Raw genomic sequence first — 14,724 nt, forward strand, 5'->3', positions numbered from 1 at the left:
TTATACGGAGTCCTTAATTTGCTCAAGTAGTGAAATAACCTGCCAGAAGATAACCCTGCTAAAAAGTGGCATGTTTGGGTCTGCCAATGCCTCATCAAGTATACTTATGACGGTTGATGCCTTAAGACCTGGGCTCATGTTTGGATCCATTAAAACCCTAACAGCCTCGCTGGCTGCCCTCCTAATATTCCTGGGAATACCCATGTCCTGAACAACCCTCGTCAGGTAATACAGCGCCTGCTTTATTCTCTCATCCGTCTCATCCTTACTCAATCCAGGTGTTTGCCTGCTTGACATGACGCATCACCGAGAAGGGTTCTCTTTGCTGAACAATCGTTGATAGCCAATATAAAAACATTTTCTTTGCTTAATTCATTGAATACCCCATGATATTCATATTTTTTTCAGGGATTAAGCATGCATGAATTATTTATGTCTTTATGAACATCATAATGATTAATTGGTTTTTGAATAGGTGCGTGAGGAAGATAATTATGTAAAGTGATTAGGTGCGGTATGAATATTTTTATAACAAGCGAATGTTTTTTTAAATGAGTTCAGTGGGTACTTCATTGATGTCGATAACCGAGGAGATAGACCAGACTGATATTGAGATTTTAAAGATGTTGCAGGATGATTGCAGGATAACCCTTGATGAAATGGCTAATAAGTTAAAGATTTCAAAATCAACGGTTTACTATAGGATTAAGAAGCTTGAGAGGCTCGGCATAATACTTGGCTGCCATGCTAAGTTAAGCCTGAGAAGATGGGTAAGGATTACGTGGCCGTGATACTCGTTAAGGCTAAGTATGGCCCTGGTTACCACGAGAAGGTTGGTCAGAAGCTGGCGAGTATTGGTGGTGTAACAACGGTTTACTACATATTTGGTGAGTGGGACTTTGTGCTTCAGGTCAGGGCTAGTGGTAAGGATGAGATTCTCAGGATCCTTGAGCAGATAATGAACATGGAGGAAGTTGAGAGGACATCAACGTTAATAGTCGCTAAGGTCATCAAGGAGGATCCAAGGTTACCGATTTAGGGGCGATATTGACTAAGGCTATTTATTAAAAAGTCAGGAAGAGTAAGCTTAACATATTTGTTCTCCAACTGCTTAGTAATGGATCTGACATTTTGGTTGCTGGATATTACCTACGGCGTCGTAGGTAGTACGCCGGAGTTAAGGTTATTTGGTATTACTGACGATGGTAAGAGGGTTCTCGTTTTAGATAGGTCGTTTCGACCATACTTCTACGTAATACCCTCGGGTGATGTTAATGCCGTGTTTAATAACGTTAAGAAAAGGTTGGAGGGTAAGGTATTGAATGTGGAGGTTGTTAAGCGTAGGTTGTTTGGTAGTGAAATTGATGCAATTAAGGTGACTGCAACAATACCCGAGAAGGTTAGGGAACTTAGGGAACTCGCTGCCGAGGTTCCTGGTGTTGAGGATGTGCTTGAGGCCGACATTAGATTCTCACAGAGATACCTACTGGATATGGGCGTTAAGCCAAGTAATTGGGTTGTTATTGACCAATGCGAGGAGGTTAAGGGTAATTACCAGGTTGACCTGGTATGCCTTGCTAAGACAAGGCCTAGGATGATTGAGGAACACAAGCTACCTAATTTCAAGGTTCTCGCTTTTGACATCGAGGTTTATAATCCAAGGGGCATGCCTAACCCTGATAGGGACCCCGTAATAATAATATCAACAATGACGAAGGAGGATGGCGTTAAGATGTTTGTGGCTGATGATAATAGGAATGATGCTAAGGTAATTAGGGAGTTCCTAGATTACTTTAAGAAGTACGATCCTGACATCGTGGTTGGCTATAATAATAATGGCTTTGATTGGCCTTACCTAGTTAATAGGTCATCAAGAGTGGGTGTTCGATTAGCCCTATCTAGGATGGGTAATCCACCCGAGCCTAGTGTGTATGGTCACTGGTCAATAATTGGTAGGGCGAATGTCGACCTCTACAACTTCATTGAAGAGATTAATGAGATAAAGGTGAAGAGCCTTGATAGGGCTGCCGAGTTCTTCGGGATAATGAAGAGGAGTGAGCGTGTCTTAATACCTGGCCATAGGATACATGAGTATTGGGATGATAGGAATAAGCGTGAATTACTTCTTAAGTATGCCAGGGATGACGTAGTTAGTACTTATGGATTGGCGGAGAAGCTACTCCCATTTGCAATTCAGTTGTCCTCGATATCAGGGCTTCCACTTGATCAGGTCGGCGCGGCGAGTGTGGGTGCTAGGGTTGAGTGGATGATATTTTACGAAGCCGTTAAGAGGGGCGAGCTGGCGCCCAACCGTGAGGAGAGACCTTACGAGACATATAAGGGCGCGGTCGTGCTTGAGCCCAGGCCCGGCCTTCATGAGGATATAGCCGTAATAGACTTCTCGAGCATGTACCCAAGCATTATGATGAAGTACAATGTATCGCCAGACACATTGGTACTTGGTGATTGTAAGGACTGCTACGTCGCGCCAGAGGTTAACTATAGGTTTAAGAAATCGCCTGAGGGGCTATACCCTGGCCTACTTAGGGTTCTTGTTGAGAGTAGGCGCAGGGTGAGGGATTTAATGAAGAAATACCCTGAGAATAGCCCTGAGTGGGTCTTACTTAATGAGAGGCAGAGGGCGCTTAAGGTCATGGCTAACGCCATGTATGGGTACTGCGGTTGGTTGGGGGCCAGGTGGTATAGGCGTGAAGTGGCTGAGGCCGTCACGGCATGGGGCAGGAACCTGCTCAAGACCGTTATTGAGAAGGCCAGGTCTCTGGGCCTACCAATCATTTATGGTGATACTGATAGCCTATTCGTTAAGAACATTAGTGATAAGGTTGATGCGCTGATTAATTATATAAATAATGAGCTTGGTTTTGAGGTTAAGGTTGATAAGGTATATAGGAGGGTTTTGTTCACGGAGGCTAAGAAGAGGTATGTTGGCCTGACGGTCGATGGTGAGGTGGATATTGTAGGTTTTGAGGCTGTTAGGGGTGATTGGGCTGAAATCGCTAAGGATGTTCAGGAGAATGTCGCCGAGATAGTGCTGACGACGGGTGATGTTAGTAAGGCTGTTTCCTACGTGAAGTCCGTGATTGATAAGGTCAAGGCCTATCAATTTGATATTGATGATGTAATTATTTGGAAGACTCTTGACAAGTCATTAAACGAGTATAAGGTTTTAACGCCTCATGTTGCTGCGGCTAAGCAGTTGGTGGAGGCTGGTTATAAGGTTGGTAAGGGTGACATGATTGGTTACGTGGTTGTTAAGGGCGGTGGTGCTAAGTTAGCTTATAAGGTTAAGCCATACATACTTGTTAAGGATATTAGGGAGATTGATACTGATTACTATGTCGAGAAGCAAATAGTCCCTGCCGCAATGAGGATACTCGAGGTCTTGGGAATTAAGGAGTCACAGCTTATGGAGGGTAAGGCAGGTAAATCAATACTTGATTACTTCTCATAAAATTAAAAATCATCATCGCACCAATTTTTAATCCTAATTAAATTACTTCGTCCCTGCACTAACCTTACTTAGGTACTCGTCAATAGTCATTATTAGCATGTCAGTGGGTACCTTCGTTATATTACCTACTCTCGACATTATTAATAGCTTGACTCCCTTACTTGATGCTACGTCCACAAGGCGTTGTGTGCAAACTCCATCAAACACTACGGCATATGCATTGGGTAACTGCTGTAGTGTGTCAACGAGGTCCCTCACGGGTATTCTCTTTACCTCAGTCCAATGATCATCATATATTATTGCCTCTAGGGTTCCCCCAAGCTTCTTCATCTCATCAATAACGTTTGGAGGTAATTGTGGGAATTCAGGACTTAGTTGCTGAGGCTGGGGTACCTGCTGTGGTGTTGCCTGTGATTGTGCCGTCAGCGGCGTTGATTGTGCTGGTTGTGGCTGTGGCGTTACTTGAACCTTCTCTACCTGCTGTGGCTGTTCCTGTATTGGAACTTCTATGGCCTGTGCCTGCGGTATCTCCTGCTGGGCCTGCGCCTGCCTTGCCTCCTCAATCATCTTCCTCTCCCTCTTCTCAAGGCTTGCCAGGTACTCCTCAGCCGGTATCTTATTCCTGAGGGCCTTCGTTATCTCCTTAGCCGTTAATTGTTCAACCTCCTTACCCGGCGGTGCCTGGCTATGTAATCAATATCTGCATACTTGAGTAACTCCTTAAGTAGCATCTCGCCGCCTCTATCACCGTCAACAAACGCTATTGTTGTCTTCTTCTTGCTTAGCTCAATAACCGTCTTAGGAACACCACCACTTGAACCACCAAGGCCTATCACGTTCTTAAACCCATGCTTAACCAGGTTTAGCACGTCGGCCCTACCCTCAACGATTATCACGGTGTCCGCCGTATCAACCTCAGGCCCCGCAGGTAGTTTCTCCGGTCCATATTCAATGACCTCGGTCTCCCTAATGCTCTCCATGAATTTCGTAATTAACTCCTTAGTGTCAGGCAAAGCCTCATGCTCAACAAGCTTAAGCAACTCCCTTGCTCTATCAAAGATTTTCTTCCTCTTCTCCTCCCTCAGGTCCTTAATTTCAACTACCTGGACCCTCGCGTTGTAAGGCCCCACTTTATCCACGGTCTCTATCATCGCAGCCACGAGGGCGGTCTCATACCTATCGAGATTTGATGGTATATAGACCTTACCAACGGTCTTATCACCCTTATACTCAGTCTCAACCTCTATTCTGCCAATCCTACCACTCATTTGAAGTTCCCTCAGGTCAAGTTCATTACCCAGTAGGCCCTCCGTTTGACTGAATAGTGCGCCTATTATGTCATACTTCTCCACTGTTCCCTGAACCTCCACATTCGCGATTATCAAATACTTAGCCACTATGGTTAAGGCTCCCATTACGACACCAAGTACTTCATGACTAAAGCAGATTAAAATAGTTTCTCTTGACAAAGCCGATTACTAACAGGGCAAGGCTATTTAAAGGGAATCAGTGCGGCATACTACGTGTCCACGGACTTACTGAAAATTTATGAAAGACTCGGCGCATTGCAAGGGACGCCCTTAATTACGCAATGTCTATCGTGGAGCCAGGAATGCCAATACTTGAGCTATGTGAGAAGGTTGAGAATAGGATTAGACAGAGTGGTGCGAAGCCCGCGTTTCCTGTAAACATAAGTATTAATGAGGTTGCCGCCCATTACACAGCCACGATAGGCGATAAGTCGGTGATACCAAAGGGCGCCGTAGTGAAGATAGACCTTGGCGCCCACATTGATGGTTATATAGTGGATACCGCGGTCACGGTCACGTTTAATCAGATGTACAATCAATTAATTAAGGCATCGATGAAGGCGCTGGAGGCGGCGCAATTAAGCATGAGACCTGGAGCCACATTAACATCAATTGGTGCCCAGATAGAGAGGGCCATAAGGTCCTTTGGGTTTAAGCCGATTAAGAACTTAAGTGGTCATTTAATAAGGAGGTACGTGCTTCATGCTGGTAAGTCAATCCCTAATTATGATAATGGTGACAGGCAGAAAATAGTTGAGGGTGAGGTATATGCCGTTGAGCCGTTCTCTACGAATGGCGCTGGTTACGTAGATGATGGGCCGCAAGTCACGATATATCACTTATTCAAGAATCCAAGCCCTAAGGATCCTCATTACGACTTATTATCATACATAAGCAGTGAAATTGGTCCATTACCATTCACCCCCAGATGGCTTGTCCCGAGATTTGGCGAGGGAGTTGGTAATGTAATAAGTGAGTTGTTCATGAAGGATTACATTTACGGTTACCCGGTATTGATCGAACATGGTAAGGGCTTGGTGGCCCAGGTTGAGGATACATTCATAATAACTAGGGATGGGGCCATCCCGGTCGTGAACGTCCTCTCACTACTGAAGTGAGGAGGTTACCTACCAAATCTTCTTTCTCTCCTTGCGTAATCATCAAGTGCCTGCTTAAGGTCTTCCTTTGTTATTTCCGGCCAATACTTATTCAGAATGTATAACTCGGAATATGCAGTCTCATAGAGCAGGAAATTACTTATCCTATGCTCCCCACCGGTCCTAATTATTAAGTCAGGTTCTGGGTATGGCTCGTCACCAACGTATAGGTACTTAAACATTACATCCTCGTTAAGGTCACTAATGTTTAGCCTACCACTATTGTAATCAATGAGTATTCTCCTAACAGCATCAATTATCTCCTGCCTACCGCCATAAACCACTGCTAGGTTAGGTAATGATCGGAGTAATCTGCCGTAGCTTCCTCGGTAAGTTCAATTTCTCTACGAACATCCTCGGGAAGAAGCCAGGTCCTACCAATGACCTTAACCCTAACCCTATTTCTATGGATTCTATCATCTTTTCTAACCTTAATCAACTTTTCTTTTAATAATCTATACAATAGGTCCAACTCCAACTTGGATCTTCTAAGGAAGTTCTCGGTGGATAGTACGTATACGGTTACGATCCTTATTCCAAAATCCAGTGACCAGTCTAGGAATTCCTCAACCTTGTCTGACCCGATCCTATATGCCTCCGTTATCGATATTCCAACCTTCCTAGCCCACCTCCTATTTCCATCTGGTATAACGCCAATATGCACCGGCACTGTGGCTGGCATTCTATTTGCATTCTTGAGGGCATATTTACCCTTTTAAAGTTATGCACTACCTAATCTATGGTCTTAATCACTGAGTAATACATTTAACTTAAAGCATTAGTCCTGAGAATGACTGTGTAATGAGGGTGTTAATACTCGGTATTGATGGATACCTAGGCTGGGCGTTGGCGTTAAGGCTCGTCAGGAGGGGTCACGAGGTTATTGGCATTGATAACTTCTACACGAGGAAGGCTGTGACTGAGGTTGGCTCTGACTCTGCATTACCAATACTCCCAATGCAGGATAGAATTAGGGCCGTTGAGGAGGTCTTCGGTGCTAGAATTGAGTTTATTGAGGGTGATGTAACTAATTACGATCTTATGAGGAAGGTTATTGATAGGTATAAGCCCGACACCATAGTTCACTTTGCCGAGCAGAGGTCAGCGCCGTACTCAATGATTGATGTTGATCATGCCAAGTACACGATCATTAATAACCTGACATCAACACTAAACGTGGTGTATGCTGTCAGGGAGGTTAGGAGGGATATACACATACTGAAGATGGGTACCCTGGGTGAGTATGGTTACCCAGCCTTTAGGATACCTGAGGATGCCTTTATCGATGCTGTCATTCAGGGGGTTAGAGATAGGATTGTCGTACCTAGGTGGGCCGGCTCATGGTATCACTGGAGTAAGGTATTCGACTCATACATGCTCCTCTACGCAAATAGGCTGTGGGGGTTAACAATAACGGATTTTCACCAGGGCCTGTGTATGGGACTAGGACCACGGACATAGTTTCTGAGGAGTTATTCACGAGATTCGATGTTGATGATGTATGGGGTACCGTGATTAATAGGTTCTGCGCCGAGGCCGTGGTTAACCACCCATTAACGATATACGGCAGTGGCTTACAGAAGAAGGGCTTTACGTCACTTGAGGATACAATAACCGCATTAGCCGCATTAATAGAGAACCCGCCAGAACCTGGTGAGTTTAGGACGGTCCATCACTATAGGGAGATAAAGACTCTGAATGAGATGGCTGATTTAGTTAGGAGAGCTGCCAAGCAGGTGCTTGGTTATGAGCCTGAGATAGAGCACCTGCCAAACCCGAGGGTTGAGCCTGAGGAGGATCTCCTTTATGAGCCGGAGAAGAAGGTGCTACCTAAGCTGGGTATTTACAGGCTTACTAGGGTTATGGAGGATGAAATAGCCACAATACTTAAGGATCTCAAGCCATACGCCGATAGGATTAGGAGGATTGAGGCATTGTTTAAACCGAGGATAAGGTGGAGATGAATTCAATGCCTAAGTAACTAAATAAATTAATATTAGTTATTTCTGCCGTAGATTGATGAGATTATTATTCATACATGCAGAGGACTTCTCATACCAGGTTAGGGATAAGGCTGTTGAAAACCCGGAGCCACTAACGCCAGAGCTTGAGAGGGGCTCCGCTAAAAACGCGTTGGTGGTCTTCATGAGTGTTGAGGAGAGCGATACTGAGGATCCCAATTACGTGAATTACGTGGCTGATGAAATACTGGACGTACTCAATAAGGTTAAGGCCTCGCAAATAGTTCTCTACATACGCTCACTTAAGTCCCAACCTAGCCAAGCCTGGTAAGGCATTGAGTGTGTTACTAGCGGTTTATGACAAGCTGAGGGAGAAGTCGCCAGTCCCCGTGTCAAGGGCGCCCTTTGGTTATTATAAGGCGTTTGATATTAAGTGCTATGGACATCCACTGTCAGAGTTAAGTAAGTCCCTTAGTCCAGGCATGGTTAGTGCCAGGTAACCCAACAGCAGGTGGTTAGTAGGGATTACTACGTGATATTAACGCCGAGTGGTGAGGAGTATGATGCGACAAAATACCCATTCAAGCCCAATGAGGATGACCTAAAGGCATTGGTTGAGAAGGAGGTCTTGAAGAGAGAGCTTGAGGGTGGTAGGGAGCTAGGTACATTGATTACTGCCGTAAATTCGGCTTTGAGTGGGAGCCCATGAGTGACGTGGGTCACATGAGGTATGGACCAGCGGCTACATTAATGATGGAGCTCGTTGAGGACTATGCATGGAAGCTGGCTAATGAGCTCGGCATACCCGTGTTTAAGATTAGGGGCACCAACATGTTTAGGCGTAGTGAGAGGGCTATTGATGAGCATGCCAGATTATTCAATGAGAGGATGTACACGATCGAAGGTGACAAGGACGAGTTAATAATGAGGTATGCAGCCTGCTTCCAGCAATTCGCAATGATTAAGGACTGGGTGCTGAGCTATAGGGATATACCGATTGGAATGCTTGAGGTGGCCGATAGCTATAGGTATGAGCAACCTGGCGAAACGGTGCTATGCTTCAGGCTGAGGAGGTTCTACATGCCCGACCTTCACATATTCACAAGGGATCTCAAGAATGCCATGGAGGTTGCCCTGAAACTTCACGAAATTATATTTAGGGAGATTAGGAGGTTGGGTAGGGATTACGTGAGCCTGTACAACGTAACTAAGCAGTTCTACGACGAACACAGGGACTACCTAATTGAGTTGGCCAAGCGTGAGGGTAAGCCAATACTTGTCAGGGTAATGCCGGAGCAGAAGTACTACTGGGTCCTTAATGTGGAATTTCACATAGTTGATGAGTTGAGGAGACCTAGGGAGATAGCCACGTTCCAGTTCGACGTTGGTAATGCCCAGAGGTTTGGTATTAAGTATAGGGATGAGAATGGCGAAGTTAGGTACCCAGTGATTATACACACAGCCATAATAGGCAGTGTTGAGAGGTACATATACGCACTACTGGATACTGCGGCAATCGCGGAGTCAAGGGGCGAGGTTCCGAAGCTACCAACGTGGGTCTCGCCAATACAGGTTAGGGTGATACCAATTAGTAAGGAGCACCTGGCCTTCGCTAATGAAATAGCCTCAAGACTCGAGGATAGGATGATTAGGGTGGACATTGATGATAGGTTTGACGAGACGCTTGCCAAGAGGGTTAGGGATGCTGAGACCTTCTGGGTGCCTTACATCGTGGTTATTGGTGATAGGGAGGTTAAGACCGGTAGATTAAGCGTTAGGGTCAGGGGTGCTCAGAAACCCATCGAGTTGGGTATTGATGAGCTTATTGGCAGGGTTGAGGAGGAGATTAAGGGTTATCCAAGGAGACCACTTACAATGCCTAAGTACCTAAGCATGAGACCTGCAAGTATAATAACCTAGTCAGCACTCTTCCCAATCATCACGGAGATCAGGCAGCAGCCCTTATCCTCACCAACCCAGGTAATTATAAGGAGGAAAAATAAACTTTAATTTTGAATTTGAAGTAGATAGAGAATTGTTTACATTAGCCTGACACGCCATACCAGGGGACCCATTTACTCCAGATTAACGTATGCTTAAATACAGCGCTTACGCCTATGAAGAATGCCAAGATACCGGATAGGATTAGTAAAACCATGACAAGGACACCCACGTACCTACCCACATTACCCCTAGGTAGCATGGCACCTGGCTAATTAGCATGGCAAGTCCAAGCAGTATATACATGGCACCAGCGAATAGGGGCTCCGTAGTTAACCATGCACTAATATATCGGTCCCATAAACAATGACGGGTATGCTGAATAATGCGATGGGTAATGCTAAATACCTCAGGTCAGCGCCGACATACATAGCAAGACCAAGCATTAGTGATACTAGGCCAAATATTGGCCAAGCGTCAGAGAAGACCAGGTTATACGGACCTGGAAGTGGCCAGGTCATTGTAGCCCAAAGACCTGTGGCGAGTGCGTAAATCCCAACACTAATAAAGAAGAGACTTAAGCAATTATTCACATTAATGCAAACAGCGACCCCCTGAGTCCTCTCCACAGTCTCAACCCTAGATCCATCGGTGACTATTCTAGGTCTCCTAACAAAGTTCACGAAAACACCATACGCGGCGGTTATCAGTGTTATTCCAAGAATCATTAACCAGATGTCCAGCGTGTCCATGAATAGGCCTGCCATTTTAATCACCAACATTATATAAATCAGTAAATAGATGCATTTAATGCACTTATTTTTTTATGCTTAAAAAGGCAACATTCTATATTATATTAAATAATATGTAAATGAATGTTTATGAGCATAAAATTATTCATATGTATTCTTAATTATTTCGTATTTATGGCGAATTGATTTAAATTTCCTGGGTCTTAATTATTCTTAAGTGGTTAGGTTTAGTGAATTACCGCCTGAATTCTGGAGGGAGTTTAGGCTTTGGCGTAGTGTGGGTAATGAGTTTAATGGTTTGTCGCCACCTGGGAATTTTGTTGGTTCTGTGAATTACCCATACATTAATGTTGGTGCATTGGTTAATGATGGGAGTGATGATGCGGCAATACTCGATAATCCGGAGGAGTGGTTTAAACGTGGCTTTACCCAATGGGATATTGTCAGGTTAAGGTCTAGGATAATACTCAGTAGGACGAGGGCTTCAGTTAATTCACTTAATAATCCCATAATTAGTAGGATTCAGGAATTAAGTATTGGGCGTAATTCAGTTGATGTTGAGGTTAGGTTGAGGAAATTGGTGCTTAGGGCGTTGGCTGATGATTATCACGCACCGCTTGGTAATATTGGTGAGTTAAGGGATTTGAGGATAACGTCTAATGTCAGTGCCGAGAATATAGTTGAGCGGTTAATCAATGACTATGACGTGGACGCCGAGACGGCAGTTATTGAGCTTTACCGTGGTTCAATACCTGTATCCCGTATACAGCGCATGTTCGCGATTGGATTGTTAGGCAGTAGGAGATTTAGGAGGTTGGTACCAACAAGGTGGTCTATAACGGCTGTTGATTCAATAATTGGTGATTACCTTAGGAACAGGATTATTGAGTATAATGAGGTTGGGCAGGTAGAGGTTCACAAAATGGAGTACATGGGAAATAGGTATTTCGTAATACTCATACCTGGTCCCTGGAGATATGAGCTTATTGAATTGAAAATGCCTGGTTCAGTATGGAATAGAAATGATAACTCGCCTAGGGTGTTCACGGATTACGAGAGGACAAGGGGTATGAAGGGATACGCAGAGGATACAGGTGGTGCGTTTTATGCTGTTAGGCTTGGTGTCCTTGAGTATCTCGATAGGGTTGGTAGGCAGGCATCGGTGATAGCAATTAGGGAGGTAACACCAGAATACAAGGTTCCTGTCGGCATTTGGCAGGCAAGGGAGACTATTAGGAATGGCATGGGGGTTAACGTGAGGAGGTTTTCAGACGTTAATGAAGCAATTAATTACGTGAATGCTTCATTACTAACGGGTAGTTTATGGCTTAGCCATAGTCGCCTCATTAGGGAGTTCAGGAGTGACCTGGTTAGGTTCCTTATCTAATGAGTGATAGTGCCATACCGATTATTAGGAAGACCGTTAGTACGGGTGAACTCGCCTTAAACATTTGCCAGAATACCTCCCTACTGGCTTAATCATGGCCTTAACACTGTAATAACTGCTCCAGGCCGCCGCAATGAGTAGTATGATTAACCCAATGAGGTTTTTGAGAATGAGTATGTAGAGGAATATCATGTATATGTTCGAGAACACGTTGAGCAGCGCCACCATGATCATGGCCTTTTCCTCACTCATCTCGAGGGGTAGCATCTTAATGCAGGTCCTTGAGTAGTCATCCTTAGCCCTAATCACGAGACTCCATATGTGCGCGGGTATCCATAGGTATATGGCCATGGATAGTAGGAAGGCCTCGAGATCCAGGGGCCTCGCTACAGTCCACCCAGCCAGTAACGCTGCATTACCAGCAACACCACCAATCAGTATATTACTCCAGCTTCTGCACTTTAAGAACACCGTATAGATTATTGCGTAGAAGAGCCAGCCAAGCACTACGAAGATTGTGGGCCATAGGCCAAGCCATACGTATGATAAGGCGAAGCTGAGGATTGATAAAACCAGGGACTCTATTAACGCATTGCCTGGGCTCACACGACCTGCAGGTATTGGCCTATTCCTAGTCCTGTTCATCTGGCATCAATATCCCTCTCATAATACATGTTGAATACGGCAGAACCACCCGTGCTTAATAACCCAACAATAGCTAATTCACCTATGTAGGTTATGCTTATACTCGGTGCTGCTGCGAATACGTAACCGGCTATTGCGGCGAGTATGAGTAGCCAAATGACCCTGGGCTTCATCAGAAGTACGTAATCCTTAATCGCCACATTTAGCAATGATTAATTATTGCGTTAAAAACTTTATTTCAAAATCCGTGTTAAAGTAATTGGTAAGTCTCTGTTCAATTAATTTAACAGAAACAGCCCTACTCCTTATTTTATTTAATAACAATAAAGCCTAGGCAGTGCTCATTGCTTGTGTGAGGATTGGTGTTGTAATTAAGGCGCAGAGTCCCAGGGCATTTTGGTTTAGGGTATTTGACAATGTTGAGGATAGGGTAAACGTTGGTACATTCGTAACCCTAGACAATTATGAAAATATGGCTAACGGACCAATACTTGCTAGGGTGACCAGGGTCATTAGGCATAATTACCTAGTCGATGATAGGGTCATTGCCCAACTTGGTAATGAGGACGTAATAAACACATTCAGGGACTACGGGATAGACATTCAATACATTGCGCAATCAACGCTTGCCAGGGCATCAATCATTGGTTACAGTTGGTACACGATTCTCCAAACCACTAAAGCCTCCAAAACCCATGGATTTCGTATACCTACCAACAGAGGGTGAGTTGGGTAAGTTGCTTAGGATGAGTGATGATGGCGTTAGGCTGGTCATTGGCAGTATTAGGTCACTATCAATACCCGCAGAACTGGATGCCAATAAGTTAGTATCGCACCACTGCGCAATATTAGCGGCCACAGGCGGTGGCAAGTCCTGGCTGGCTGGTGTCATAGTCGAGGAATTGACGCTGAGGGCTGAAATACCGGTAATAATCATTGACCCTCACGGAGAGTACTCGGCAATGCAGGTTCCCAAGTCGTTAAGTGATGATGCTAAGTACGTTGCTGGCCTCGTTAGGGTATACGTACCTGGTAAGGTAGATACCACGAGTTTAGATGATTATTTCAGGGCTAGGTTTGGTGTTGAGAGGAGGTACGTGAGGTTTGGTATTAATCCGAGGTCGTTATCGCTGAGGCTCATGGAGGGATTGCTGGATCATTATTACGGACTTACCGACGCTCAAAGGAGAATTCTTGAGGAGGCTTGGCAATACATGGGCATGGATAATGAATTAACAGGCCTAGACGAGTTCCTTAGTGACCTGGAGAAAAGCGGTAGTAAGATTGTTAGGGGCTACGGCAATGAATTAGCCCTATCCACATTGCTGACTAAGGTTAAGATGCTCATTGAGAATAGGCCATTCTTCATAACAAGGCCTGGCGAGTTCTACGGGAATGAGCAATAAGGCTCTTGGACATTAAGGACTTAATGGAGTATGGAATACACGTGCTAGACCTTAGTGGTTTAGATCTAATAGATCAACAGGCCCTAGTGGCCCTAATACTCAACAATGTATTTAGATTATCAGCAATGAGGAGGAATAGACCAGTCTTCATAGTTGTTGAGGAGGCCCATAATTACGCGCCATCGATTGGTTCATCATTAAGCACGTCAACGTTGATAAAGATTGCTAGGGAGGGCCGTAAATTCGGTGTCGGACTATGCATAATAAGTCAAAGGCCATCTAAGGTACACCCAGATGTATTGAGCCAATGCCTGACCCAAGTCTTTAAGAGGATAATAAACCCGGTTGACCTCAGATACGTGAGAAATGTGGTTGAGTTCATATCTGATGAGGACCTATGGGAGGTAAGGGTACTTAATGAGGATGATGCCTTGGTAACGGGGTTGGCCGTGCCAATGCCGTTACCCGTTAAGGTTAGGGATAGATTAACAGAGCATGGAGGAGTAACACCAACTCTCACGCCGAGAGGTAATATTACTAAGGTGTAATTCAAGTATAATTTGGGTATAATAGGGTCAGGTAAAACTTTTATTGTACTCTCGTGATCGGTTGTTGTGCGTATAATCCTTGGTACGCCGGTGAATTCGAGGCCTAAGCCCTGGCTTTATTTTCGTGTACCGGCCATAATGGTTA

General features: G+C 44.7%; 13 protein-coding genes and 4 pseudogenes. 11 read left to right on the forward strand and 6 right to left on the reverse strand.

Features of this window, described 5'->3' with window-relative positions; all coding sequences use genetic code 11:
- Positions 1-297, reverse strand: a complete 297-nt coding sequence (locus tag JCM16161_RS07735; RefSeq protein ID WP_054855500.1) for a UPF0147 family protein — start codon at positions 295-297, stop codon at positions 1-3.
- A 278-nt stretch (positions 298-575) separates the two neighbouring features.
- On the opposite strand from JCM16161_RS07735, the gene JCM16161_RS16895 reads away from it, so the two are divergent.
- The 3 genes from JCM16161_RS16895 to JCM16161_RS07745 all read left to right on the forward strand — a co-directional run bounded on the left by JCM16161_RS16895 (position 576) and on the right by JCM16161_RS07745 (position 3,472).
- Positions 576-791: a winged helix-turn-helix transcriptional regulator gene (locus JCM16161_RS16895; RefSeq protein ID WP_243670613.1), complete on the forward strand. Its 216-nt coding sequence runs from the start codon at positions 576-578 to the stop codon at positions 789-791.
- Complete coding sequence (locus tag JCM16161_RS16900; RefSeq protein ID WP_243670622.1) at positions 767-1,039, forward strand: Lrp/AsnC family transcriptional regulator; 273 nt, start codon at positions 767-769, stop codon at positions 1,037-1,039. The genes JCM16161_RS16895 and JCM16161_RS16900 overlap by 25 nt, the downstream gene beginning before the upstream one ends.
- A 78-nt stretch (positions 1,040-1,117) precedes the next feature.
- Positions 1,118-3,472 carry a DNA polymerase II gene (locus JCM16161_RS07745; protein WP_054855501.1) on the forward strand — a complete coding sequence of 785 codons (2,355 nt, stop codon included), beginning with the start codon at positions 1,118-1,120 and terminating at the stop codon, positions 3,470-3,472.
- 42 nt (positions 3,473-3,514) lie between these two features.
- Here the strand turns inward: JCM16161_RS07745 and dnaG are convergent.
- Positions 3,515-4,887: pseudogene (dnaG, locus tag JCM16161_RS07750) on the reverse strand (DNA primase DnaG).
- Positions 4,888-5,063: 176 nt separating this feature from the next.
- Between dnaG and map the strand changes: the two are divergent.
- Positions 5,064-5,900, forward strand: a complete 837-nt coding sequence (gene map / locus JCM16161_RS07755; protein WP_054855502.1) for a type II methionyl aminopeptidase — start codon at positions 5,064-5,066, stop codon at positions 5,898-5,900.
- Between the two features lie 5 nt (positions 5,901-5,905).
- Here the strand turns inward: map and uppS are convergent.
- Positions 5,906-6,621, reverse strand: a pseudogene (gene uppS / locus JCM16161_RS07760) (polyprenyl diphosphate synthase).
- Positions 6,622-6,740: 119 nt separating this feature from the next.
- Here uppS and JCM16161_RS16905 point away from each other — a divergent pair.
- From JCM16161_RS16905 to JCM16161_RS07770, 3 genes and pseudogenes are all read left to right on the forward strand, one after another.
- Positions 6,741-7,400: an NAD-dependent epimerase/dehydratase family protein gene (locus JCM16161_RS16905; RefSeq protein ID WP_243670630.1), complete on the forward strand. Its 660-nt coding sequence runs from the start codon at positions 6,741-6,743 to the stop codon at positions 7,398-7,400.
- Positions 7,373-7,903: a hypothetical protein gene (locus JCM16161_RS16910; protein ID WP_243670639.1), complete on the forward strand. Its 531-nt coding sequence runs from the start codon at positions 7,373-7,375 to the stop codon at positions 7,901-7,903. Before JCM16161_RS16905 ends, JCM16161_RS16910 begins: the two co-directional genes overlap by 28 nt.
- A gap of 55 nt (positions 7,904-7,958) precedes the next feature.
- Positions 7,959-9,820, forward strand: a pseudogene (locus JCM16161_RS07770) (threonine--tRNA ligase).
- A 124-nt stretch (positions 9,821-9,944) separates the two neighbouring features.
- On the opposite strand, the pseudogene JCM16161_RS07775 reads toward JCM16161_RS07770, so the two are convergent.
- Positions 9,945-10,569 (reverse strand): annotated as a pseudogene (locus JCM16161_RS07775) (DUF981 domain-containing protein).
- 241 nt (positions 10,570-10,810) lie between these two features.
- On the opposite strand from JCM16161_RS07775, the gene JCM16161_RS07780 reads away from it, so the two are divergent.
- The gene (locus tag JCM16161_RS07780; protein WP_054855503.1) at positions 10,811-11,980 is read left to right on the forward strand and encodes an Nre family DNA repair protein; all 1,170 of its coding nucleotides are present in this window, start codon (positions 10,811-10,813) and stop codon (positions 11,978-11,980) included.
- Positions 11,981-12,016: 36 nt separating this feature from the next.
- Here the strand turns inward: JCM16161_RS07780 and JCM16161_RS07785 are convergent, their stop codons facing one another.
- Positions 12,017-12,625: a UbiA family prenyltransferase gene (locus JCM16161_RS07785; RefSeq protein WP_243670641.1), complete on the reverse strand. Its 609-nt coding sequence runs from the start codon at positions 12,623-12,625 to the stop codon at positions 12,017-12,019.
- Positions 12,622-12,825, reverse strand: coding sequence for a hypothetical protein (locus JCM16161_RS16915; RefSeq protein WP_243670649.1), 204 nt, complete (start codon positions 12,823-12,825; stop codon positions 12,622-12,624). Before JCM16161_RS16915 ends, JCM16161_RS07785 begins: the two co-directional genes overlap by 4 nt.
- Before the next feature lie 152 nt (positions 12,826-12,977).
- On the opposite strand from JCM16161_RS16915, the gene JCM16161_RS16920 reads away from it, so the two are divergent.
- From JCM16161_RS16920 to JCM16161_RS16930, 3 genes are read left to right on the forward strand one after another with little or no spacing between them, the layout of a single operon-like run.
- Positions 12,978-13,352, forward strand: coding sequence for a hypothetical protein (locus JCM16161_RS16920; protein ID WP_243670651.1), 375 nt, complete (start codon positions 12,978-12,980; stop codon positions 13,350-13,352).
- Positions 13,321-14,031 carry an ATP-binding protein gene (locus JCM16161_RS16925; RefSeq protein ID WP_243670654.1) on the forward strand — a complete coding sequence of 237 codons (711 nt, stop codon included), beginning with the start codon at positions 13,321-13,323 and terminating at the stop codon, positions 14,029-14,031. The genes JCM16161_RS16920 and JCM16161_RS16925 overlap by 32 nt, the downstream gene beginning before the upstream one ends.
- Before the next feature lie 5 nt (positions 14,032-14,036).
- Positions 14,037-14,579: an ATP-binding protein gene (locus JCM16161_RS16930; protein WP_243670664.1), complete on the forward strand. Its 543-nt coding sequence runs from the start codon at positions 14,037-14,039 to the stop codon at positions 14,577-14,579.
- The last annotated feature ends 145 nt before the right edge of the window (positions 14,580-14,724 follow it).

This window comes from Vulcanisaeta sp. JCM 16161, from assembly GCF_001316285.1.